Below are 21,670 nucleotides of genomic sequence, written 5' to 3'. Positions count from 1 at the left end.
AACGTTTTTGTGAAAACTAAAAATTAAGATAATTAAGTAAAGGCAGTTAATAGAATCGCCAGTCCGTTAAAAACGCTATGGATAATCATCGCAGGATAGATGGAGCCTGTTTTCTCATAAGTCCAAGCGAAGATAAGTCCACTGAAAAAATTAACTGGTAATGTGTTATAAGTCGGTAAATGTACCACCGTAAAAATCGTAGAACTAATGAGCATACTCAGTCCAATATTACATTTAGTCCTAAACCATTTGTAAATAAAGCCACGATACAAAATTTCTTCATAAATGGGTGACACAATGGCCGCAGATATAAATGCAATGAGAATCGTAAAACCATTCAGTTCTGCTGTTAATGAAGCGGTTTTCTTATTTTCTACGCCAACACCAAATAAATCCATAAGAATAACAAGCAATCCACTGCCCACTATTAGAAAAAAAGTCCATCCGATAATCGGTAGCCAATAGCTCTTAGCAAACGACTTCAAGCCAAGCGACTGCCAATTCAATCCATATGATTTAATCGTAATATAATAAAGAGCCACTGTAAAGGCAATTGCCATGATTAACCCTGTCAAAGTCCCCGCATATAAATCATTTTGAAATAACCGCTGCAATAGGTCTTGTGCCCAATTTTCAATGAATATCGGCACTATGATGAAGACAAACATCAGAATAAGTAAAAACGTTTGTATTGACCAGCGTGATTCTTTTGAAAATAAGGTATTCACTCCATTTACCCCCAATTTATTTGATATATTAAGAGTACCTGGTTACGTTACGTCATCTTCAAGTTCAAAGGAGAGAAAAGATGGATTATTTTTCGACGGGTAAAATTGCTAAAGATTGGTCCATTTCTGTTAGAACTTTACGATATTATGATGAAATTCAATTAGTCACCCCTACTTATAAAGATGATTATGGCAAACGTTTCTATACACAACTAGACTTACTTCGTCTGCAAAAAGTATTGCTATTAAAGAAAGCGAATATGTCGTTAGAAGATATACAAAAGCTCATTGACGAGACGACTGTATCATCAGTGCTAGATATCCACCTTCAAACATTGAAATCGTCAATTGACGATATCGTACAAGCACAAAAATATACACAAACTTTAAGGAACAGTGTAGATTTAGAAGGAGAGATTGGTTGGGAACAACTTCTTCCCTTAACGTTAAAAGAGAGTGAGGATCATACACCGCTAACAAAGGAATGGGAGACATCACTTCCCAAATTAGAGAATGATGATGGTCAAATTAAGAAATGGATGAATATTATTAAGCGCATAGAACTTTGTTTAAAAAATGGAGAAGCGCCTTCTTCTGACGTTGCCCAATTAATTGCGAGTGATGTGGAAATTTACTCAATGGAAATGTTCAACGGTAATCAAGCACTCTCTGAACAATTTTGGGAAGCACGAAGATCAAAAGAGCAATCAAAATCATTAAACTTATATCCTATTAAGCAAGAAGTTATCGAGTTTCTCGAGTCAGCCCTTACCTATATGAACAATAAAAGCTGACTCAATTATATTTAACCTGTCATGATATCTTCACTCGGATATCTTATCTTCTCTTGTCTTGGTTTGGCTAGAGAAAAGGCAAATGTTAAAGGCCCAATTTTTCCGAGAAACATAATAAATACTATAATAATCTTACCAATGTTAGATAGATCAGCCGTAATCCCCATAGAAAGCCCAACAGTCCCAAAAGCTGAGACCGTTTCAAATAATAATTTTAAAAACGGCTCTGGTTCTGTAATATTGAGAATAAACACAGCTAAGAAGATAAATAAGAAACTAATCATAGAAATGGCCAATGATCTAAATATGATGGTTTCTTTAATTGCTCTATTAGCAATGGTAATTTGCTGCTTTTGCTTTAAAAAACTGATAACTGATAATACGATGACTAAAAAAGTTGTTAACTTAATTCCACCACCAGTAGAGCCGCTACCCGCACCAACAAACATGAGAAGTAGCATGAAAGTAATGGTTGCTTCATGCATATTACCTATATCGATTGTATTGAACCCTGCCGTCCTCGGTGATGTCGCTTGAAAGTAAGCTGCCCAAAGTTTATCACTCATTTCAGACATAGCGCCTAATGTATGTGGATTATGGAACTCCATCACGAATATAACTAACATCGCAAAAGCATTGATAACTACAGTGCCGACAATCATCAGTTTTGAATGTAAGCTCAGTTTCTTAAATTTACGTTTATACCAAATATCCGCTAAAACAGTGAAACCAATACCGCCAAGAATGAACAAAGATGAAATAACAATATTAATAATAGGGTCCCCCACATATCCCATTAAATTATCAGGAAACAGCGATAAGCCAGCATTATTGAAAGCGGAAATGGAGTGAAAGAAGCTGAGGTACATACCCCTTCCCCAACCAAATTCAGGGACCCAAGTAATGGCTAAAAAACACATAGCAATTAATTCAATCGTGAAGGAATAAATGAATAAACTTTTTACTAATTTAATGATTCCACCAATAGATGTATGGTTTAATGACTGTTGAACTAATAACCGCTCCCTAAACCCTATCCTTTTACCAAGGAGCATAAAAATTAACACTGCAAATGACATGATCCCTAATCCACCAATTTGTATTAACGCAAGGATGACTAATTGCCCAAATAGTGTATAGACCGTACCAGTATCTACAACAGCTAACCCTGTTACCGTCATGGATGAAGTTGCTGTAAATAATGCATCTGTCCAAGTAACCTGTGTTGTCGTTGCAAATGGAAGTTTTAAAAAAATCGTCCCTAATATAATGAAAAACAAGAACACTAACAATAACAACTGAGATGGATTTAACCGAACGATTGCGTTGTTCATCTTTCTATGCTCCTTCTTTTTCAAAGTATAATGACTCTTTTTTTACCCACTACTATTAAAATATCATTCATCTGAATTAGTCCTTCTTCACTTGGAGAAACGGTAAAGTTCTGTTCTCGCCTGAATACCGACAATATGACAATTAAACCGCTTAGCAATTCGTAAATCTTTTAATTTACGCCCCCAAAATTTCTTTCCTAAAGCATTTCAGCGATGGTGTAATCATGAGCAAATTCAAAAAAATCAACCATTGAAAGTGTGACAATATTTCCTGCTCTTATAGTCATATCTCTCTTAATGAATCACTCGGTCAACACCTATCCTTTCTAACACTTTCTCATGAAAATTGTTATGCGCTTTGACCCCCATACCCTTCAGAAGAAAGGCTGTTAAAATACTTCATTGCACATCTTCTCCAAACGAAATAAAAACATGATTCACCCCTTCTTACCTTAACGTGTGCTCATCTAGTGAATGTAAACAGCAACATTTGTAGAGAGGTCGCGATGTTTAATTACTTTCATTTCATCCTTATCTACTGCTAAAACTTCAACATTCATCTCTTTCAGTTCTTGTAGCATCGTTGCTCAAAATGCCCCAAACCAGACAAAGCAAAGGTTTTCTTTATAGGCTATCCCATCCTTACTATCGATTTGTGAGTACTTCAATGAGAAAAAAGGAACAGCAAAAAGACCACAGAGGGATCCCCCGTGGTCACGTTATTTGATCACAAGTTACCATCTTTTCTTAACGCTTACGAAGTTAGCTGTCGGATTAGGGTCAAGAATAACCCTTCCTTTTTACATTCTTTAAAGGATTCACCCCAAGTAGATTACCTCTACAAAAGTGGTTCCTCCGCTCCAATTAAGGATTCAGCGATTGAGATGATATTTAATTGATGAAGTTATATTACTCCCCTTTTTGTTATCTGTAAAGATAAAATAAAAAATGTTTACCAAACCATCCATTTACCTACATTAAATGAAGAGCCATGTTAACGAATAAAGATGTTTCAGTTTTACTTAACAATCCTTCTATAAGTCGAAAGTCATAGAAGGTAAGACTATGCCATAATGAAAATGTGAAAATAACTTTTTATAAAGAGGGGATTACAATGGGATTCAAACATATCACAGTTGCAGGTAGTGGGGTACTTGGCAGTCAGATTGCTTACCAAACAGCGTATAGTGGATTTCAAGTAAGTGTGTATGACATTTCTGAGGAAGCACTAGCAACAGCAAAAGGTAGAGTATTGAAGCTGAAGGAAAGCTATAAAAATGATTTACAGGCAACCGATGAACAAGTCGATGCGGCATTCGAACGGATGTCTTTTTATACTGATTTATCTAAAGCTGTCGAGCAAGCTGATTTAGTGATTGAAGCTGTTCCAGAAGTGGTTAGCATTAAAGAAGACTTTTATACAAAATTAAGTGCAGTCGCACCGAAAGAAACAATCTTTGCAACGAATTCATCCACATTACTTCCTAGCCAATTTGTAGCTTTCACAGGGAGACCGTCACAATTTCTAGCATTGCATTTTGCAAATGAAATTTGGAAAAACAATACGGCTGAAGTAATGAAACACCCCGGTACAGACATGAATGTTTTTAACCAAATCGTTGAATTTGCAAGAGAAATAGGGATGGTCCCTCTACAATTGCATAAAGAACAACCAGGGTATATCTTAAATTCCTTACTCGTTCCATTATTAGAGGCAGGACAAATGTTATTAGTGAATGAAGTAGCTGACCCAGAAACCATTGATAAAACATGGATGATTGGCACTGGTGCTCCACTAGGCCCGTTCGCTATACTTGATGTCGTTGGAATCCGCACAGCTTACAATATCTCACAAGCAAAAGCCGATGCAACCGGCAATGAAGCCTTTAAAAAATTAGCTCACCTATTAAAAACGGAGTATATAGATAAAGGTAAACTCGGACGAGAAACAGGAGAAGGCTTCTATAACTATCCGAATCCAAGTTTTGCTGATCCTGAGTTTTTAAAAAGGTAACGAGGGCGCAATTGAAAAATTGATATCCTTAGAACCTTAGTATATTTTAGGGCGTCTAAAAAGTCGGCAATGAGACTTTCTGGATGCCCTTACTATTGTAAATGTTTTGCCCACTTTGTATATTTGGTGGAACTTGTGGTCGCATTTCCGCTTTACCAACACTTCTTCTCGCTTTTCATCCTGCTTGTATTCGTATTTACTATTTGCAGGCACAAACTCGTCACTATTAATCCCAGTTGAGTTGGTTCGGGTTTGTGGAAAAACCCTTCCTCTTCTTCTCCACCTTTACACTTGCCAACACATTTTTTGTTAGTTAAATTCTATTAATGCGTGTACTACTTGAGAGTTAACCACATCTTCAGAAAAACATTTCTGCAATGCGTTCATAAGATTGGCGTTGATCAGCAAAATGATAGGTGTTATTTAATAATAACCAGTGGTCACATTCATAAAGTTCGCTCCATTTGCAGAGCTCTTCTTTTACTTTTGCTGGCCCACCGATAATCATTCTTTTTCTATTCAATGCGATTCTTTTTTTATCTTCTGTTGTTAACCGCATTGCTTTTGCTTCCTCAAGTGTCGGAATCCGACTATCAATTCCTTTTTCCGTCCTTAATAACCATATATCTTGTGTAATGGCCATTTCCTCTGCGTCTTCATCTGTCGCACCACAAATGACAAATACAGCAGTAATCGCTTTCGGATTTACTAAAAAGCCCGGCTGAAAATACTCCCGATATTGTTTGTGGGCCTGCACGCCTCTTCCAGATTGAATAAAGTGACCAAAGACATAACCAATTCCAAGCTCTGCTGCTAGCTGGGCACTATTCTCCCCAAGACCCAGACTATAAAGCTGCGGCGATACCCTCGGCCTAGGTGTCGCTTGCACCGACTGATCCCCTGCGAAATAATGCAGCATTTGTTTTATCTTTTCAGGATAAATGCCCGTTTCATTCTTCACACCATTAGCTAAGGCTTTACGAATTCGTTCCGGTCCCCCTGGTGAACGTCCTACACCAGCCTCAATCCTACCTGGAAAAATTGATTGAAGTTGTAGCATTTGTGTAGCCACTTTATACGGACTATACTGAGACAATAAAATCCCGCCACTGCCTACATGAATGGTCTTTGTTTTTGCCGCTGCTGTTGCCATTAGGATTTCAGGTGCACTAGAAGTCATCCCTTTTGTCCCGTGGTGCTCAGCAAACCAATAACGCTCATATCCCCATTCTTCTGCCATCTGTACTTTATGGATTGTTTCTTCTACCGTTTCCTCAACTGACAAGTGACGTGGTCTCGGCATTTGATCAAGAATTCCTAAATGCATGCTTCATACCCTTTCTAAACGATCGTTTTAATAAAGAAAAGTATACCAGCCTGTTGACCAACTTCAAACGGAGTTGCTTGAATAATCGACTCCAAATAGGCATGCATCTATCTAATCTTTTCCAATCCATAAAAAAAACCAGCTGATAGCTGGTTTATTCGACTTCCACTATATCAGGACTGATTTCTAACCTCTCAGCAATTTCTTTCTTAATATCATCAGCTGAATTGAATTCAAAATCATAAAAGTGGTCCCATTCTTTCGCTGGCTCATAATCATTTAGAAGCTCCATATTTTTCCCGTAAAACAAAACGGTATCGACTCTTAATAAAGCGTCTGCTGCTTCCTTCTGATCATTATCGTCTGTAAAATATTCTTCCATCTCATCCTGTAATACGACTTTCACAGCTGTTAATTCTGCCATTTTATATCGCCTCCATCTCTTACGTATTAATTACCTCGTAACAGATTATTTTAAACGGAGGTTATGCTGAGAATTTTAGACATGCTTGGCAATCGCTTCCCCAAGTTCTGAAGAAGCTCGGTGAAAATATGACAATACCACTTCTTTTATATCTTGATCAATCCCTTTTAAATCTGCAGCAATATTATCGACTAAATGTTCTTTCTCTTGTGGACTTAAAGCGTGATAAAATTCTCCAGCCTGCGCATAATCATTTTGTTTTATTAAATCACTTCTTTGTAATTTCCCTTCAACAAATCGGCCATCTCCACTTGTCACCTGGTTGGCAGGTGTCCAATCTGCTTGGCCATTTACTGGCAACTTCCTAAACCCAGGTCCGATTCTTCTTCTTTGTGAATCGCTATAAATATTCGCTCGACCTTGAAGCATCTTATCATCGGATAACTCCGCTCCCTCTAACAGGTTAACAGGTGAAAAAGAGACCTTCTCTACTTCTTCCATATAATTTTTGGGGTTTCTATTTAAAACCATTCGACCAACTGGTACCAATGGATACTGTCTTTCATCCCACACTTTCGTATCATCAAGCGGATCATACGATAATTTCCCCTCATCCATGGGATCCATTAATTGAACGTATAATCCGTACTCTACTGTTTTGCCAGATGCAATGGTATCAAAAAGATCTTTCCCAGCATAATCTGGATTCTCACCGGCTAGTTTGCCCGCTTCCTGCCTCGTAATATATTCAATACCTGCAAACGGATACCAATGATATTTCACATATTTCCTTTCTCCCTTCGCATTACGCCAGACATATGTATTCACACTATGTCCTGGGATATGACGCAAACTTTTCACTGTTCCAGCATCTGAATATAGATGGACAACAAAATTTAACGACTCTGGTGCTCGTGCTACAAAGCTCCAGAAGCGATTGGGATCAATTAAATTATTGACTGGAGATGGTAAAAACGCTTTAATCGCCTCAGGGAAACGAATCGTATCACGCACAGAGAAAACAGGAATATGATTACAAATTAAATCAAATATCCCCTCTTCTGTATAAAACTTAGTTGCAAACCCTCTTACATTCCTTGATGTATCAGGTGTTCCTTTCGTACTCACTGCTAATGAAAACCGCACCATTACAGGTACTTGTTGACCAGGACGCTGTAGGAAACTAAGCTGTGTATGTTCTTTCATTGAATGCACCGTTTGAAAATAGCCAAAAGCACCGAATCCTTTGACATGAACAGGTCGTTCAATGATTTTCTCATGGATAAATTCTTGCAGTGTTTCATGTTCTACACTATCCTGTTTTAAGATAGGTCCTCTTTTGCCAACAGTTTGTGAATGAAGCTTTGCAGGTTCGTCCCCTTTCCATTTATTTATATCCCTCTCTTCCACTTTTTCTTGCGCTTGACTTCCTCGACTATTGAAATGAATCTTTGCTTGTCGCTCGTGTTTTTCGTTGTTTTCGTCCATAATTCCCTCCATATTCTTCTATGTCTTCCTGTTAATTTAATATGAAGGACAACTTCGTTTTATGTTACTTTCTATAACAACTTTCTTAGAATTCTATCGAAGCATACAAGCTGATCATTACAACGAACATTAAATAGATAGGAGTACTTTATTAAAAAGTGGAGGGAGTGCCTTCAATATGACTTATTAAAAGTTTGACCCTTAATATTATCCGTTTAATGGAAATACCAGGCGTTCAATTACATTAAACAACCACCAGAACCAACTCTGGTGGGGTAATATAATCATCTACTTAGTTCATTTTCAATTCTCCTAAAGCAATTAAAGATTGCATAATCAAGAATAGTTGATGTGTTTCTTGAGGATTACGCAAATCCTTATCTAATGTATGTTCAATCTTTCGAATGCGATGGCGAAGACCGCTCATAGATAAATTCAGATCTGCTGTCGTTTGTTCCAATTTTCCTCCGTTTAGTAAAAACACATATAAGGTTTGCAATAAGTCCACCATCTTGCTATCCGATAAATCATATAGTGAGCCTAATTCCTGCTTGGCAATTGTTTTCACCCCAGCTGTATTTTTAGAATTAATCAGAACACCAACGATTCCTAATTGTTTAAAGGACATCATATTTTCCTTTGAAGATAGTCTTAAAGAAACAAGGGCTTCTTCATAGTGTTGATGGGCACTTGTAATCTCATTTCCTTGATTGCTAAGACCAATTGTAAATTCACCATTAGGAAAGTCCGCACGTAAGGTCTTCATTAATGGGCGGAAGAATGTTTCATGATGCTCATATGAAAGTGCCGCATCAGGGATCAGAATGATTAGATGATGATCACGCATATTAATTAATACACTTTTCTTTTTTTCACTAAAGTATTGAATCATCCATTCATATATATCTTCCTGCAACTGAAATTCTTCTTCAAAGGATTCTGTACCAATACTAAAATCGATCATGACTAAGAAATAGGACTGTGTTAAATCGATACCCGTATATTTACCCCTTTTAATAATCTCTGCTTTAGACGTTTCTCCTTCTAATATACGTTCAAGGAAACTACCCTTCATTCTTTCTAACGATTCAAATCGAGTTTTTTCATTTAATAATATAAGGGAAGCAGCATTAGCAAATCGTTCCAGTAATAAATAGTCAGATTCATGACTGTTATCTATCATTGGTTCATAAACAAATGAGCAGTACCCTTGAATTTTCTTTTGCACTAAAATTGGAGCCATCAGCCTTGTTTGCTTTTCAGTATGGACGATTCTCTTTTGAAAAAACAATGGATAGGTAGGGGGCTTTTCTTCCTTATCATTCATAGGAAATGAAAAATATTGCTTCATATCATCCGTCAGTTCACCGCATTCATCTGGAGATAAGCCTGCACTAGACATTTGATAAAAATCAATAGACTCTATCACAATTGGTATTTTCATATGATCGTAGACAAGTTCAGTAATTTCTTCTAAACTACTGCCCCCAGAAATCTCTTCAGTTAATTTACTTTGAAATTCAGCCAGTTTTGTTACAAAATTACGTTGATCTAATAATTGTTCATATGTATAAGCTAACTCTTTAACGATGGGGGTTTCTTCATATGGAGAATGAGCATCTTCACCCTCCATCTCCCATTGTTCTTGCGATTGGATTGTCCATTTGCATTCAGCATCACCCTTCGCCACACAACACGTTTCTTTTACTAGCAACGACACACCTGTGATAGTAGTCATATAGCCGCTTGCATAACCTACTAATGTATGACATTGAGGTGTATCACTATAACCATGTAGTCGTATATGTTCTTCAGCCTCATAAGAACCATACCAAATACCCTCCGAATAGAGAGATTTCACATGCTGATTGTCTTCACACATTGTTAAATGGCATATATGCTTCACACCTGTAATTTGTCCATTTTCCTTATGATACAGGGGGCCGTGCTTGATTAAATAAGGAACCGAAGTATGCTCTTTCATTGCCTTTTTAGCATCCTTCACACCATTCTCCCATCCAAAAGAAAATAAGAAACTTTTTAGGCGTTCAAAACCTATATGCTTAACGAGTTGATGACGCAAAATACCTAGTGATGCCGATGGTGTCGAAACAACTCTTTCATGTCCTTTTGTAATAGGATTGATTGAAACTTCATCAACAACAATATGCATTGATAACCTCCTAAAGCGCAAGATTGAAAGCGCAAACATTTCTATTTTTATAAAAAAAGGGGGAATTTCGCCCCTTCCAGTCTATTTTATTAGAAAATTGAAACATTCGCGAGTTTTGAAACGAAGGTTCGCTGCTTTGAACTTTAGACGAATGTTTTTACTTTTGCTAATTCTGCCGCCACATCAACAATCATATCTTCTTGCCCGCCGACAACTTTTCGGTTACCTAGTTCAATTAAAATATCTCGTGCATCTAAATTGAACTTTTCTGCTGCACGCTGGGCATGTAAAGCAAAACTAGAATAAACGCCTGCATATCCAAGAACTAAACTATTTTTAGTAATTTCTTGAGGAACAGGTAAGATCGGTGCCACAACATCTTCTGCTAGATCCATCATTTTATAAAAGTCCACACCTGTTTCAATGCCCATCCGATCTAATACACCTACTAACACTTCTGTTTGTGTATTACCCGCACCTGCTCCGAGACAACGTACACTTCCATCGATTCTTGTTGCGCCTGCTTCAATGGCAGCTAACGTATTTGCCATTGCTAATGAAAGATTATTATGAGCATGGAAACCAATTTCCACACCAATGGTTTCTTTCATTGCTTTGATTCTTGTTGTTACTTGATTTGGTAATAAAGCTCCAGCTGAATCAACGACATAAACAATATCGGCACCGTAACTTTCCATTAGTTTTGCTTGTTCCACGATTTTCTCCGGTTCTGCCATATGAGACATCATTAAGAATCCAACCGTTTCCATTCCAAGCTCTTTGGCAGCGTAAATATGTTGGGCAGACACATCTGCTTCTGTCACATGTGTAGCGATACGCGCCATCTTCGCCCCTAGTTGCTGGGCTTGTTTCAATTCTTTAACTGTCCCTATACCAGGAATTAACAACACAGCAACCTTTGAAAAGTCAGTTACAGCAACAGCTGCTTCTATTAATTCAAACTCATTTGTTTTTGACCTGCCATATTGCAAAGAAGATCCCGCTAGGCCGTCTCCATGAGCTACTTCAATATAAGGCACCTTAGCCTCATTCAATCCTTTGGCAATCTTCTCTACTTGCTGAACAGTATATTGATGTGAAAGCGCATGACTCCCATCTCGCAATGCCACTTCCGTTAATAATACCTTTTGACGTTCGGTCATATGAATCTCTCTCCTTTTACTGTGTAATTAAATTCTTTGCAAACTCTTCAGCTACCTTTACGCCAGCTGCTGTCATAATATCTAGATTTCCTGAATATTTAGGTAAATAATCGCCGGCTCCTTCCACTTCTATAAAGATAGTTACTTGATTACCGTCAATAATTGGCTCCGTCCGTAATCGGTAGCCTGGCACATAGCTCTGCACAGTTTTTTCCATATCAGCAATTGATGCCTTAATCTCTTCTTCCTTCATCGTCCCCTCTTCCACTAACGTGTAGACGGTGTCTCTCATGAGTATTGGCGGTTCTGCTGGGTTTAATATAATAATAGCTTTCCCTTTTTTCGCTCCACCCACTTCTTGAATCGCCCTTGAAGTTGTTTCAGTAAATTCGTCGATATTAGCCCTCGTACCAGGTCCGGCACTTTTACTTGAGATTGTCGCAACGATTTCAGCATAGGCAACTGGACTCACTCGGTTCACCGCATGTACCATTGGTATAGTTGCCTGACCGCCACATGTAATTAAATTGATATTCGCAGCATCTAAATGTTCCTTTGAATTAACCGGGGGAACAATCAACTTACCTACAGCTGCTGGTGTCATATCAATGACCTTCTTACCTGCTGCTTTTAAAGCTTTTGCATGACGAATATGCGCTTTTGCTGATGTCGCATCAAAAACAATATCTGCAAGTTCCGGCTGTTCTAAAAACCCATCAATCCCAGTATCAATGGCGACATACCCTAATTCCTTCGCACGTCTTAAGCCATCAGAATTTGCATCAATACCTATCACCGTTGTAAGTTCTAAAATGTCTGATCGACCTAATTTAATCATCAAATCTGTTCCAATATTACCTGATCCTAAAATCGCTACTTTTACTTTACTCAAACCTCAGTTCCCTCCTTAATTTCCTTCTAATATCCAAGTGTAGTTGAAATTTCATTGGCAGCAGTTTTAATTCCAGTAATAACCTCTTGTTGATGTCCCTCATTTAATCGTACTGTTGGTACCGCACAACTAATGGAACCAACTACCCTTCCTTGATAATTAAAGATCGGGCTTGCTGTACATATAAGACCGATTTCAATCTCCTCGTTATCAACAGCGAATCCCTGCTCTTTCACTACAGCTAATTCCTTTACTAATGCTTGCTTAGTAACAATGGTATTCTCAGTGAACGACTCTAAAGTAAGGGTTTCGATGATTTCTTCTTGTTCTTTTTTTGGTAAAAAAGCCAATATCGCTTTCCCTACTCCCGTACAGTGAAAGGGTGCCCTCCTACCAATCTGCGAATAGATTCGTAAAGAATGAGTACCTTCCTTCTTTTCAATGTAAATCGCTTCACCTTGCTCAAAAGATACTAAATGCACCGTTTCTTTTAGAGTAGTAACAAGCTTATTGATGATTGGCCTCGAAACTTCAGCGTAATCGAGTTGGTTCTCAACAATATGACCTAGTTGAAAAAGCTTCATACCTAAACGATACTTACCACTTTCCTCATTTTGATAAAGATAACCTTTCGAGGCCAAAGTTTTTATTAAACCATGTACCGTGCTTTTAGAGAGTTCCATGGCTTCCGCTATTTCTTTTACACTTAACTCTTTTTGACCATTAAGGAATAATTCTAAAATGTCTGTTGCACGCAAAACTGATTGTATCGTCATACATCCTCCAACGTTCGATAATATCGAATGGTATTCATTAATATCATATTAAAATTGTAGGATGTTTTCCTTTTGTTTGTCAATATAATTATTCTGATTTTTTATTTTTTTCAAAAACTAATTGTAACCGCATTCATTTTCTTTATGCTACGTTTGATTGAATATTCTCATCTTTATTTGGCCGGACAAATAACCAGACAAGTCCACCGCAAATAAGGAGGATTATACCGCATAATTGAAATGCCATATGAAAGCCCGCTGCTTGTGTTGCAGATCTTTCAATAAGAAGACCAGTAATATAAGGACCAACGATTCCTCCTAAAGAGGTAAACGCCATAAACCACCCTTGCACTTTACCTATATGCTCTTTTGAGACCATACTCGAAAGAATAGTCGGACCAAGCACAAGTGTGATACAACCGAAAGTAAGCCCTAAAGAAAGAAAGGCAATCACCAACATATTCGCATTTAGTAATGTTCCTATAAAGTAACTAACTGCTCCCGCTAGCATCACCGGACCCAGTACAAACACTCGACCCTTCACGATACTTTTCGTTTTCTTAAATAATCGATCTGAGACAGTAGAGAAGGTGATTTGAGAAATGGTAATCATTATCCATGGGAGTGCTGCTACTATAGATAAGGTTTCTGCACTCAATTGACGGACATTTTCCAAGTAATTAGGAAGCCAATTTAAACCAATGGTAAAAGACCAATACGTTGCAAAACCACAAATGGCAATAAGAATAAAGTTTTTTGACCTTAGCACTGGTCCAAATTTACTTACTGCTGTTTGTTGGCCTTGTTGGCGATTAGCCTTGTATTTTGCTATTGCTTCTTTGCGATCATTTTCTGCAATCATTAGCCAAAATACAACCCAAATCAAACCGACAATACAAGTTGCTAGAAATGCCGAACGCCAACCAAATTGAGTGATTAATGAAATAAGTATAGGTGCCGACATAGCTACCCCTAAAGGACCACCTACAGAAACAAGTGTTAAACCTATCCCAAGCTTCTCTTTTGGTAGATATTTTGTTGCAGCAGTCATAGCGAGTGAATAAGATGGTCCCTCCCCTGCGCCTAGTATAATGCGTGTTATCAATAAAAAGGTAAAGCTTGATACAAATAGGGTAGAAAACTGCACTGTGGCCCAAACAATTGCCATACCAGCAATAACAATTTTTGCACCGAATCTGTCAGCTAACGTTCCCCCGATAATAGCAAAAATAGAATATAAAAAGAAAAAGGCACTTCCAATGATCCCCCACTGTTCAGCATTCAACCCTAATTCTTCCATCAGAGGAACAGATGCAAATCCAATAATCGCTTTATCTGCATTACTAATCACTGTCAGTAAAAATAATAAAATAATAATTAGAATAGCCTGACGCGAGATTTTACCTTCTTTCGTACGAGGATTTTTCGCCATTTAGATGACCTCACTCTCAAGATTTTTAAGATAAAGTAAGCGAAGGACTATGCTCCGCTATGTTTTTAAAAACTCACTTCTACACTCACAAGTCCACTAAATTCTGCTTTAAATGAATCGCCTCTCTCCACAGGAATCGCTGCAGATAATGCACCTGATAAAATGACTTCTCCTGCCTTCAAGTGAACACCATAGTCAGACAGCTTATTAGCTAACCAAGCAACACAAGTTATCGGATTACCTAATACATCCGCACCATAGCCTTTATTAATCAATTTGTTATTTTTGTATAACTTCATTTCCATTTCTTTTAGCTTCACACTATCAACAGCATATCGTTCTTCACCTAAAACAAATTGGGCACTTGAGGCATTGTCAGCAATAGTATCTTCCAGTTTAATTCGCCAATTTTCGATTCGACTATCCACAATTTCTAAAGCAGGGATAATATAATCAGTGGCTGCTACAACATCGGCCTCTGTTATGTTGGGCCCCCGCAAATCATGCTTCAATACAAACGCAATTTCTCCCTCAATTTTCGGCTCAAATAATTTATCCATAGGAATGGCCGATTTTTGCATGGTGACATCCATGCTACTTAATAAATGGCCATAGTCTGGCTGATCAACCCCTAAGGCCTTTTGCATAGCTAGAGAGGTTAAACCGATTTTCTTCCCAACTATCTTTTCTCCTTGAGCCAACTTCACATCAATATTTTCCATCTGAATCTGATACGCCTCATCAACTGATAGTTGCTCGATTTCATCTGTTAATGGCTGGAGGGATTTCTTTGTTTCCTCCGCTTCTAAAAGCGCTTGAGCAGCTTCTTTTAGTTGATCATTTAACTGTAGTGTCATCATTGAACCTCCTTCTATATGGAAAGACCCCGCCACTTTGTTAAGAGACGGGTGTATAAATATTTATTTAGATACCACTTGTTTTTTTAAAAAATCAATAGTCACCTGATTGAATTCTTCCGGTTTTTCCCATTGTGGCCAGTGGCCAGCCTCATTGATTACTGTCAGTTCACTCCCTGGAATCATCTCTTTGATCGGTTCTGCTTCTTCTACTGTTGAAGTTGGATCATGGTCAGTCCAAGCAAGTAATGTTGGTACATTGATTTTGCCACACCATGATGGGTCCCAACTAAATTGTTTTCTTGCTTCGATGTTTTGCAAATGGACAATATGATGGACAGCTTCCTGATAAGCAGGTTGAGTATAAATATTGTACCGAGATTCAATTAACTCATCTGTTACTTGTGATTTATCATACATTAACCATTCTAATCTCGTTTTCACATTTTCATAGTTTGCTTCAAGTACAGCTTTTAATGTTGACGCTTTTAGCCCTGCCATAACTTCAGGTTTGTTATTCACATTACCAGGAGTATTGAGCACCATGGATTCCACATAGGACGGATGGTGAGCAGCAAACCAGGCAGCCACCCATCCACCAAGAGACTCGCCAGATAAATATACTTTTTCTAAATCAAGCGCTTTGATTACAGCTAATAAATGGTCACTGTAACTATCAATGCCGTACGGATAGTCTGGCTTTTCTGTATATCCATGACCTAACATATCGATACATATCACGCGGAAATGCTCAGCCAATCCTTTGATATTTCTTGCGTAAGCCTCGATGTGCCCCCCTGTACCATGTAAAAGTAAAAGAGGCTCTCCTGTTCCCGATTCTAGTACTCTCGTTTTCACCCCATCTGCATCGACAAAATGAAGTTTAAATTCGATATCTGCTAAATCGTTCCAAATAGACATATAATCCTCTCCTATTCTCTTTATTTTGTCACTTTCTCTTTCATCCACTCATCATTCACTGGTGTTGTTTCAAAGAAAGAATCCGGCACTGATGGTCCCCACCATAAACGACCCTTTGTATCATATTCTTCCTTGGTCCAGCCAATTGGTGGTAAATCAGTATCACGTTTATAATCACCAGAATAAATCTCAATACGATGACCGTCTGGGTCTCTTACATATAAGAAGAAGGCATTTGTTACCCCATGACGACCTGGTCCATAATCGATATTTGCGCGGTAGCCTGCGTCTGCAAGTAAGTCAGCCGTTTTCACAACGGAAGAAATACCGTCTACAATATAAGCAATATGATGCAGAGATGTTTCTTTATGTTGGACAAGGGCTACGTCATGTGTAGATGTTTTCGCTCTTGTCCATGCAGCAAATTTCCCCTCATCTCCTTGAACATATTCTGAAATGCTAAAGCCAATTGCTTGCCAGTATTCTAATGCTTTATCTACATTTGTTACACGCAGGTTCATATGATCGATTGCTACTGGCGGTATACCACGATGTAAATGGGAGTACCTCATTGGCAAGGCATCTACTCCGCCACTTTTGTTCCCTACATTAATCTCTTCCATTGCATGATAGAATTCAACCGGATGACCATTTGGCTCAGCTACTTTAAGTACCGGCCCTTTTCCTGGGTGGATACTATTCTCGACATATTGAGTGGCAACTCCCATTTCTTGATGTTGCTTCTCTAACTCTCTTAAATACTCAGGACTAGATACACGTAGACTAAAACTACCAAGAGCTGCTTTTGGCTTTTGCGTTAAAATTAAAGAATAACGATCAAATTCATCAATAGCACGCAAATATAGACTTGACTCTGTTCTTTCCACTTCAATAAACCCTAGTACATCTACATAAAAGTCTTTAGACTTATTTAAATCTGTTACAAACAGCTCGATTTGCCCTAAACGAAGAATCATTACTCTTCACTCTCCTATTTATCAATATATTGATTTAACTAATTTGTTCTTTTGCATCTGTTTTTTTCAACCAATGAATGCTTAATTCTTTTGGTAAGGTCTTGTTCGATTGCCATTCTACTTCTTCTTTGCTAAGGACTTTGACTGTATGCATATCCCCTTGGCAATTCACTTCATATTCACCAAGTGCAGGTAGAGTATAAAAAGGTTTAACCCAGTACGTGCTACCGTTCCTTTGCAACTTCACTTGATACGGCCTACCAAGAAGCGCATTTGCTAAATCTACTTCCCCCTGCTGTAAACAGCTGCGGATATAAGAGGAACTAATTTTCAACCCATTTCTGCTCAATTTTGAAACAGATGTTGTCGTTATTTGATAGCCTGAATCAGTTGCTAATCTGGCCATATGTCCGACTCCCTTGTTACCATAATGAAAGTCGAAACCAGCAACTGCATGTTTAACGCCGAGAGTGAGTAAATATTGCTCAACAAATGCTTCTGGGGAAAGGCTAGCAAATGCATGATTAAATGGAACGATATAGAAAAGATCGACACCAAGAGAACTCATTCTCTTTTTCTTTTCCTCTAATGGCATCAAATAAGGAAAGTCAGATCGCTTCATTAACACCGTTTTCGGATGAGGAAAGAAACTCATGATTGCTAGTGGCAGGTTGCGTTTATTTGCTTCCACCTTTGCTTGGCGAATGACTTCTTGATGACCAAGGTGAAGGCCATCGAAAAATCCGAGCGCCATCACACATGATTCTATGTTTTTACCTAATACGCCATGGAGCTCTTCCTCATTTAAGACGATGGTTTTCATCTGACTTCCCTCCTTTATTGTTAAGAAATTGGCTCTTCTACTGCTATCATTGAACGGTATTTGCCGTTAAAGAATAATAACGGATCTTTTTCTTCTAAATACACATCCTTCACGCGACCAATAAATAACGTATGGTCACCTTCTACATGTGTGGCCGATACTTCACATGCCATTTGTGCCACTGCCCCGTCAATGACCGGCATGTCATTTAATCTAGCGAATGACACTTCCTTTGTTTCCTTTAACTGTCCAGCAAAATTCATAGACAGCTCTTTTTGATCATCAGCCAAAATATTGACGGTGAATATCCCACTATCTTTAATTTTCGAAAGGATATTCGCTCTCTCCCCAATAGAGATAACGACTAATTTAGGATCAAGTGATACCGACATAAAGGCATTAGCCGTCATCCCATGAACATTCCCATTTGTTTCGGTTGCAATCACCGTTACACCGGTGGCAAATTTACTCATTGCATTTCTAAATAAACGATCATCCATCTTTACCTCTCCTTTCATTAACCTCTGACGCCACTCTCAAATCCAAATAAGTCTTGCCCGTAAGCAGCAACAGAATCTTCATAAAGTGATGTTTTATGTGTAGCCACGGATAAAATATCACGGATAAACATTTCTAAAGTTCCACCTTTATACAGTGCAGCACCACCAAGTGTTAACATGGCACGAACAGCGATATCTGTACAAAGCTTTATAATTTTAGTTCTAATGGCAAAAAACTCCCCGAGCGGTGTCATTTCGCCATCCTTTTCGTAATTTTCTAATAAAGAAATGTATTGAGCCATCAACCCTTTTGCTGCATGCAAATCAGTAGAAATTTCTGCTATTACACGTTGACTTCGAGGGGACTCACTTTCTCTCATCCCATCCATCAAACGAACACGCTTTTCCGTTAACACTTTAAACTCTTCAATCACTCTTTCCGCACCACCGATAGCAATCGCTGGGAATCCAATATAAAATGCCGGATAAAATGGCACATGATAAAACGGATAACTTTTATCATAATCTTCTTCTGGTGGCCTTCTTGTTGATTCCGCTTTTTCTAAATCGAGAATACGCTCTTTCGGTACGTACACATTATCTGCAATGATTTGGTTACTTCCCGTCCCTCTTAATCCAAAAGTATCCCAATTTTTAACGATTTCAACCTCAGATGTTTTCAAAATGGGTAGGCAGACTACTGGTTTATCACGTCCTGGTAATTGAACTTTCACCCCTACGCCAACCCAATCACTATGAAGAATGCCACTGACAAAATTCCATTTCCCACTAATTCTTAATCCATCTCCATCAGGTTCTGCTGTACCTAATGCTGCAAAGATATCTGCAATCAATCCACCTTGATTGACTACTTCATCTCTTCCTGCTTTCGGTAAATAAGATGGTAATGAATTGTGTAAAGGGTAAAGGAAGGTTAACCAAGCAGCAGAAAGATTATAATTTGCCACCTTTTGAATCACTTTTGCAAAAGTAGATAAACTCGCTTGTGGCCCACCATATTCCCTCGGTAACATCATCCTTGAGATTTGTGTTTCTTTTATCAAATTCACAACATTTGCTGAAACCGTGGCATTCTTATCAGCCTCATGTGCTTCTTCTTCAGCGAGCATACCAATCTTTTCGGCTCCCTGTAATAGCGCTTCTTCCGTTATATTATCCACCGTATTAACATTCATTGTTACTCACCCCGTTTATGAAATATAAAAACAATTAATTTGATATCGCTTACATTGTTGATTCGAAATTTTCTTTTAATTAAGTTTCTACTGTTAGTGTAGTGAAAAATGAAAATTCAAACTAGAACAAAAACTGTTCATGATTTTTGATTTTTTCGTCTTTATTTGTTCATGCCGGAAAACTTTTTTACAAAATAACTGGCGTAAAATTAAAAAGAAGCGTTCAAATGAAGAACGCTTCTTTTTTGTGATTTTATGAAAATATCGTCTAATAATACAGAGAGGAGTTGCTGTGAAAATCAACTATTAATTTCCATTGGGCACCATAGTAGAGGATTCTTGTTTGTGATGCTCTCGACTCTGGAACCTTTCCTGGCAGCAGCAATCAATGTACAAAAAAAATATCTGCTAATAAATTTTAACTCACAATTTCACTTGCTTTTCTTGTACCATTTTGCGCGTAAACACAACATGCACGCAGTTCTTTACCTTTTACCTCCATATCAGTCGAGGTTTTCCCTTTTATGCTACTTATCTTTGTGTTTTTGTTCAGATCAGTCGCGATCTCCTCTTTTTCACTACTTATCTTTTAGTTCTTGTTCAGATCAGTCGCGGTTTCCTCTTTCTCTCTACTTATCTTTTAGTTCTTGTTCAGATCAGTCGCGATTTCCTCTTTTATGCTACTTATCTTTGTTTTTTTGCTCTGATTAGTCGCGATTTCTCCTTTTTCGCTACTTATCTTTGTGTTTTTGCTCTGATCAGTCGCGATTTCCTCTTTTTCTCTACTTATCTTTGTGTTTTTGCTCAGATCAGTCGCGATTTCCTCTTTTATGCTACTTATCTTTAAGTTTTTGCTCAGATCAGTCGCGATTTCCTCTTTTTCTCTACTAATCTTTCAGTTTCCACTCTGATTAGTCGCGACTCCTCCTTTTACCCTACTTATCTTTGATTTTCTGGATGACTTTTGCTCATATACGCAACTTGCCCCAAGTTTTCTTTCTTTTCCTATTAGTTTTTGTCCGCAAACTCAACTTCTTGGGCAGGCAGACGATTTTTCTTTTCTGCCCCCTTGTGATTCTTCCTTTGACAACGCTCACAGCTCAGGTTCTGATATCAAGGAGACCAAATACCAAATTTACAATCAAAGGAAAGATACAAGCAAAACAATAATAGGAAAAAGAACAAAAAACCCATTTAACCCTTGTAAAAAGATAATGAGCGGGCTCATGCTATTTTTGTTCCTAATATAAAAGAAAGAAATGATAGCTAAAATGGGGGTAAGTAATCCAAAGATGCCATAGACCTTGCCGGTTGTGTCTAAAAGCTCTTGAATAATTAAAGAAGTAAGAACGATATTTACTAGCAACAACAATAAAGGAATTAGCATTTTCTGTGCTTTGTACTGCTCCACCTCTATCACCATCCTCTAGATCATTTATTAATAGATGAACAATAAAAACAAAAAGAGAAGACTTAACATCAAATATCGAAATAAATATTTACTTTTTTGCATCCATGATTCTACCGCATCCATTAGAAACATCATGGCCAAAATGAGATATAATCTACTCGGTAATAACAAGTCAGTGTTTTGCAGACCCAAAATTAAATAGAGTAATAGCATGAAAATGAATACGAACCGAAGTATAGTAAAAATTTTAATTGGCTTTACATTACTTTTTTCAAAAAACAAACCCATTTTTTCATCTACTTTCAAAGATTTTCTCCCTACTTCGCCGTTTAAAATAAAAGGTAATAAGCAGACTACCAGTAAAAACAAACAAGAGTGAGCCCCAAAATCCCCTTGATAAACTAGCGAAAAAATAGAAAAACACCGCATTCACTAACATC

19 protein-coding genes and 1 riboswitch are annotated in these 21,670 nt (G+C 37.9%); of the genes, 2 read left to right on the top strand and 17 right to left on the bottom strand.

All coding sequences use genetic code 11. The annotated features are described in order from the left end of the window. Positions 1-32: 32 nt before the first annotated feature. Entirely contained in the window at positions 33-728 is a 696-nt protein-coding gene (locus tag MKY26_RS19160) for a CPBP family intramembrane glutamic endopeptidase (protein ID WP_307315603.1), read from the bottom strand. Positions 729-808: 80 nt separating this feature from the next. Between MKY26_RS19160 and MKY26_RS19155 the strand changes: the two genes are divergently transcribed. Then, positions 809-1,522: a MerR family transcriptional regulator gene (locus MKY26_RS19155; protein ID WP_307315604.1), complete on the top strand. Its 714-nt coding sequence runs from the start codon at positions 809-811 to the stop codon at positions 1,520-1,522. A gap of 11 nt (positions 1,523-1,533) precedes the next feature. Here the strand turns inward: MKY26_RS19155 and MKY26_RS19150 are convergent, their stop codons facing one another. Then, positions 1,534-2,856 (bottom strand): TrkH family potassium uptake protein, encoded by a 1,323-nt coding sequence (locus tag MKY26_RS19150; RefSeq protein ID WP_322910287.1) that lies wholly within the window; start codon positions 2,854-2,856, stop codon positions 1,534-1,536. Positions 2,857-3,592: 736 nt separating this feature from the next. Then, positions 3,593-3,744, bottom strand: a riboswitch (cyclic di-AMP (ydaO/yuaA leader). 226 nt (positions 3,745-3,970) lie between these two features. Between MKY26_RS19150 and MKY26_RS19145 the strand changes: the two genes are divergently transcribed. Next, entirely contained in the window at positions 3,971-4,870 is a 900-nt protein-coding gene (locus tag MKY26_RS19145) for a 3-hydroxyacyl-CoA dehydrogenase (RefSeq protein ID WP_341098361.1), read from the top strand. Positions 4,871-5,228: 358 nt separating this feature from the next. Here the strand turns inward: MKY26_RS19145 and MKY26_RS19140 are convergent, their stop codons facing one another. The 15 genes from MKY26_RS19140 to MKY26_RS19070 all read right to left on the bottom strand — a co-directional run bounded on the left by MKY26_RS19140 (position 5,229) and on the right by MKY26_RS19070 (position 21,230). Continuing rightward, positions 5,229-6,197: an LLM class flavin-dependent oxidoreductase gene (locus tag MKY26_RS19140; RefSeq protein ID WP_341098359.1), complete on the bottom strand. Its 969-nt coding sequence runs from the start codon at positions 6,195-6,197 to the stop codon at positions 5,229-5,231. 154 nt (positions 6,198-6,351) lie between these two features. Further along, positions 6,352-6,621: a hypothetical protein gene (locus MKY26_RS19135; protein ID WP_095370940.1), complete on the bottom strand. Its 270-nt coding sequence runs from the start codon at positions 6,619-6,621 to the stop codon at positions 6,352-6,354. Positions 6,622-6,696: 75 nt separating this feature from the next. Beyond that, positions 6,697-8,109 carry a catalase gene (locus MKY26_RS19130; protein WP_328198932.1) on the bottom strand — a complete coding sequence of 471 codons (1,413 nt, stop codon included), beginning with the start codon at positions 8,107-8,109 and terminating at the stop codon, positions 6,697-6,699. 292 nt (positions 8,110-8,401) lie between these two features. After that, on the bottom strand, positions 8,402-10,282 hold the full coding sequence (locus MKY26_RS19125) for a helix-turn-helix domain-containing protein (protein WP_095370942.1): 1,881 nt from the start codon (positions 10,280-10,282) through the stop codon (positions 8,402-8,404). Between the two features lie 143 nt (positions 10,283-10,425). Continuing rightward, positions 10,426-11,445, bottom strand: a complete 1,020-nt coding sequence (dmpG, locus tag MKY26_RS19120) for a 4-hydroxy-2-oxovalerate aldolase (RefSeq protein WP_307315616.1) — start codon at positions 11,443-11,445, stop codon at positions 10,426-10,428. A 16-nt stretch (positions 11,446-11,461) separates the two neighbouring features. Beyond that, positions 11,462-12,337 (bottom strand): acetaldehyde dehydrogenase (acetylating), encoded by an 876-nt coding sequence (locus tag MKY26_RS19115; RefSeq protein WP_322910281.1) that lies wholly within the window; start codon positions 12,335-12,337, stop codon positions 11,462-11,464. A 26-nt stretch (positions 12,338-12,363) separates the two neighbouring features. Continuing rightward, positions 12,364-13,113, bottom strand: a complete 750-nt coding sequence (locus tag MKY26_RS19110) for an IclR family transcriptional regulator (RefSeq protein WP_322910280.1) — start codon at positions 13,111-13,113, stop codon at positions 12,364-12,366. A gap of 142 nt (positions 13,114-13,255) precedes the next feature. Further along, a complete protein-coding gene (locus MKY26_RS19105; RefSeq protein ID WP_095370946.1) occupies positions 13,256-14,545 on the bottom strand; it encodes an MFS transporter in 1,290 nt (429 codons plus the stop codon). Between the two features lie 65 nt (positions 14,546-14,610). Next, positions 14,611-15,405, bottom strand: coding sequence for a 2-keto-4-pentenoate hydratase (locus tag MKY26_RS19100; RefSeq protein ID WP_095370947.1), 795 nt, complete (start codon positions 15,403-15,405; stop codon positions 14,611-14,613). A gap of 60 nt (positions 15,406-15,465) precedes the next feature. Then, on the bottom strand, positions 15,466-16,323 hold the full coding sequence (locus tag MKY26_RS19095; protein ID WP_095370948.1) for an alpha/beta fold hydrolase: 858 nt from the start codon (positions 16,321-16,323) through the stop codon (positions 15,466-15,468). Between the two features lie 20 nt (positions 16,324-16,343). Continuing rightward, positions 16,344-17,300 (bottom strand): 3,4-dihydroxyphenylacetate 2,3-dioxygenase, encoded by a 957-nt coding sequence (hpaD, locus tag MKY26_RS19090; protein WP_322910278.1) that lies wholly within the window; start codon positions 17,298-17,300, stop codon positions 16,344-16,346. Between the two features lie 34 nt (positions 17,301-17,334). Then, positions 17,335-18,123: an FAD synthetase family protein gene (locus MKY26_RS19085; protein WP_322910277.1), complete on the bottom strand. Its 789-nt coding sequence runs from the start codon at positions 18,121-18,123 to the stop codon at positions 17,335-17,337. Positions 18,124-18,143: 20 nt separating this feature from the next. Further along, positions 18,144-18,623: a flavin reductase family protein gene (locus tag MKY26_RS19080; protein ID WP_095370951.1), complete on the bottom strand. Its 480-nt coding sequence runs from the start codon at positions 18,621-18,623 to the stop codon at positions 18,144-18,146. Between the two features lie 17 nt (positions 18,624-18,640). Then, a complete protein-coding gene (locus MKY26_RS19075) occupies positions 18,641-19,819 on the bottom strand; it encodes an acyl-CoA dehydrogenase family protein (protein WP_251163015.1) in 1,179 nt (392 codons plus the stop codon). Positions 19,820-20,960: 1,141 nt separating this feature from the next. Further along, positions 20,961-21,230, bottom strand: a complete 270-nt coding sequence (locus tag MKY26_RS19070; protein ID WP_224938243.1) for a hypothetical protein — start codon at positions 21,228-21,230, stop codon at positions 20,961-20,963. Positions 21,231-21,670 lie beyond the last annotated feature (440 nt).

The organism is Cytobacillus sp. FSL R7-0680, assembly GCF_038009245.1.
Taxonomy (GTDB): domain Bacteria; phylum Bacillota; class Bacilli; order Bacillales; family Cytobacillaceae; genus Cytobacillus; species Cytobacillus kochii.
The sequence above is the reverse complement of the archived record's forward strand: the minus strand, read 5'-3'. Positions and strand labels throughout refer to the sequence as shown.

Excerpts from the sequence above, each read along its gene's own strand:
- MKY26_RS19155 (WP_307315604.1), top strand. The coding sequence starts at position 809 with ATGGATTATTTTTCGACGGGTAAAATTGCTAAAGATTGGTCCATTTCT.
- MKY26_RS19150 (WP_322910287.1), bottom strand. The coding sequence starts at position 2,856 with ATGAACAACGCAATCGTTCGGTTAAATCCATCTCAGTTGTTATTGTTA.
- MKY26_RS19145 (WP_341098361.1), top strand. The coding sequence starts at position 3,971 with ATGGGATTCAAACATATCACAGTTGCAGGTAGTGGGGTACTTGGCAGT.
- MKY26_RS19140 (WP_341098359.1), bottom strand. The coding sequence starts at position 6,197 with ATGCATTTAGGAATTCTTGATCAAATGCCGAGACCACGTCACTTGTCA.
- MKY26_RS19135 (WP_095370940.1), bottom strand. The coding sequence starts at position 6,621 with ATGGCAGAATTAACAGCTGTGAAAGTCGTATTACAGGATGAGATGGAA.
- MKY26_RS19130 (WP_328198932.1), bottom strand. The coding sequence starts at position 8,109 with ATGGACGAAAACAACGAAAAACACGAGCGACAAGCAAAGATTCATTTC.
- MKY26_RS19125 (WP_095370942.1), bottom strand. The coding sequence starts at position 10,282 with ATGCATATTGTTGTTGATGAAGTTTCAATCAATCCTATTACAAAAGGA.
- dmpG (WP_307315616.1), bottom strand. The coding sequence starts at position 11,445 with ATGACCGAACGTCAAAAGGTATTATTAACGGAAGTGGCATTGCGAGAT.
- MKY26_RS19110 (WP_322910280.1), bottom strand. The coding sequence starts at position 13,113 with ATGACGATACAATCAGTTTTGCGTGCAACAGACATTTTAGAATTATTC.
- MKY26_RS19105 (WP_095370946.1), bottom strand. The coding sequence starts at position 14,545 with ATGGCGAAAAATCCTCGTACGAAAGAAGGTAAAATCTCGCGTCAGGCT.
- MKY26_RS19100 (WP_095370947.1), bottom strand. The coding sequence starts at position 15,405 with ATGATGACACTACAGTTAAATGATCAACTAAAAGAAGCTGCTCAAGCG.
- MKY26_RS19095 (WP_095370948.1), bottom strand. The coding sequence starts at position 16,323 with ATGTCTATTTGGAACGATTTAGCAGATATCGAATTTAAACTTCATTTT.
- hpaD (WP_322910278.1), bottom strand. The coding sequence starts at position 17,300 with ATGATTCTTCGTTTAGGGCAAATCGAGCTGTTTGTAACAGATTTAAAT.
- MKY26_RS19085 (WP_322910277.1), bottom strand. The coding sequence starts at position 18,123 with ATGAAAACCATCGTCTTAAATGAGGAAGAGCTCCATGGCGTATTAGGT.
- MKY26_RS19080 (WP_095370951.1), bottom strand. The coding sequence starts at position 18,623 with ATGGATGATCGTTTATTTAGAAATGCAATGAGTAAATTTGCCACCGGT.
- MKY26_RS19075 (WP_251163015.1), bottom strand. The coding sequence starts at position 19,819 with ATGAATGTTAATACGGTGGATAATATAACGGAAGAAGCGCTATTACAG.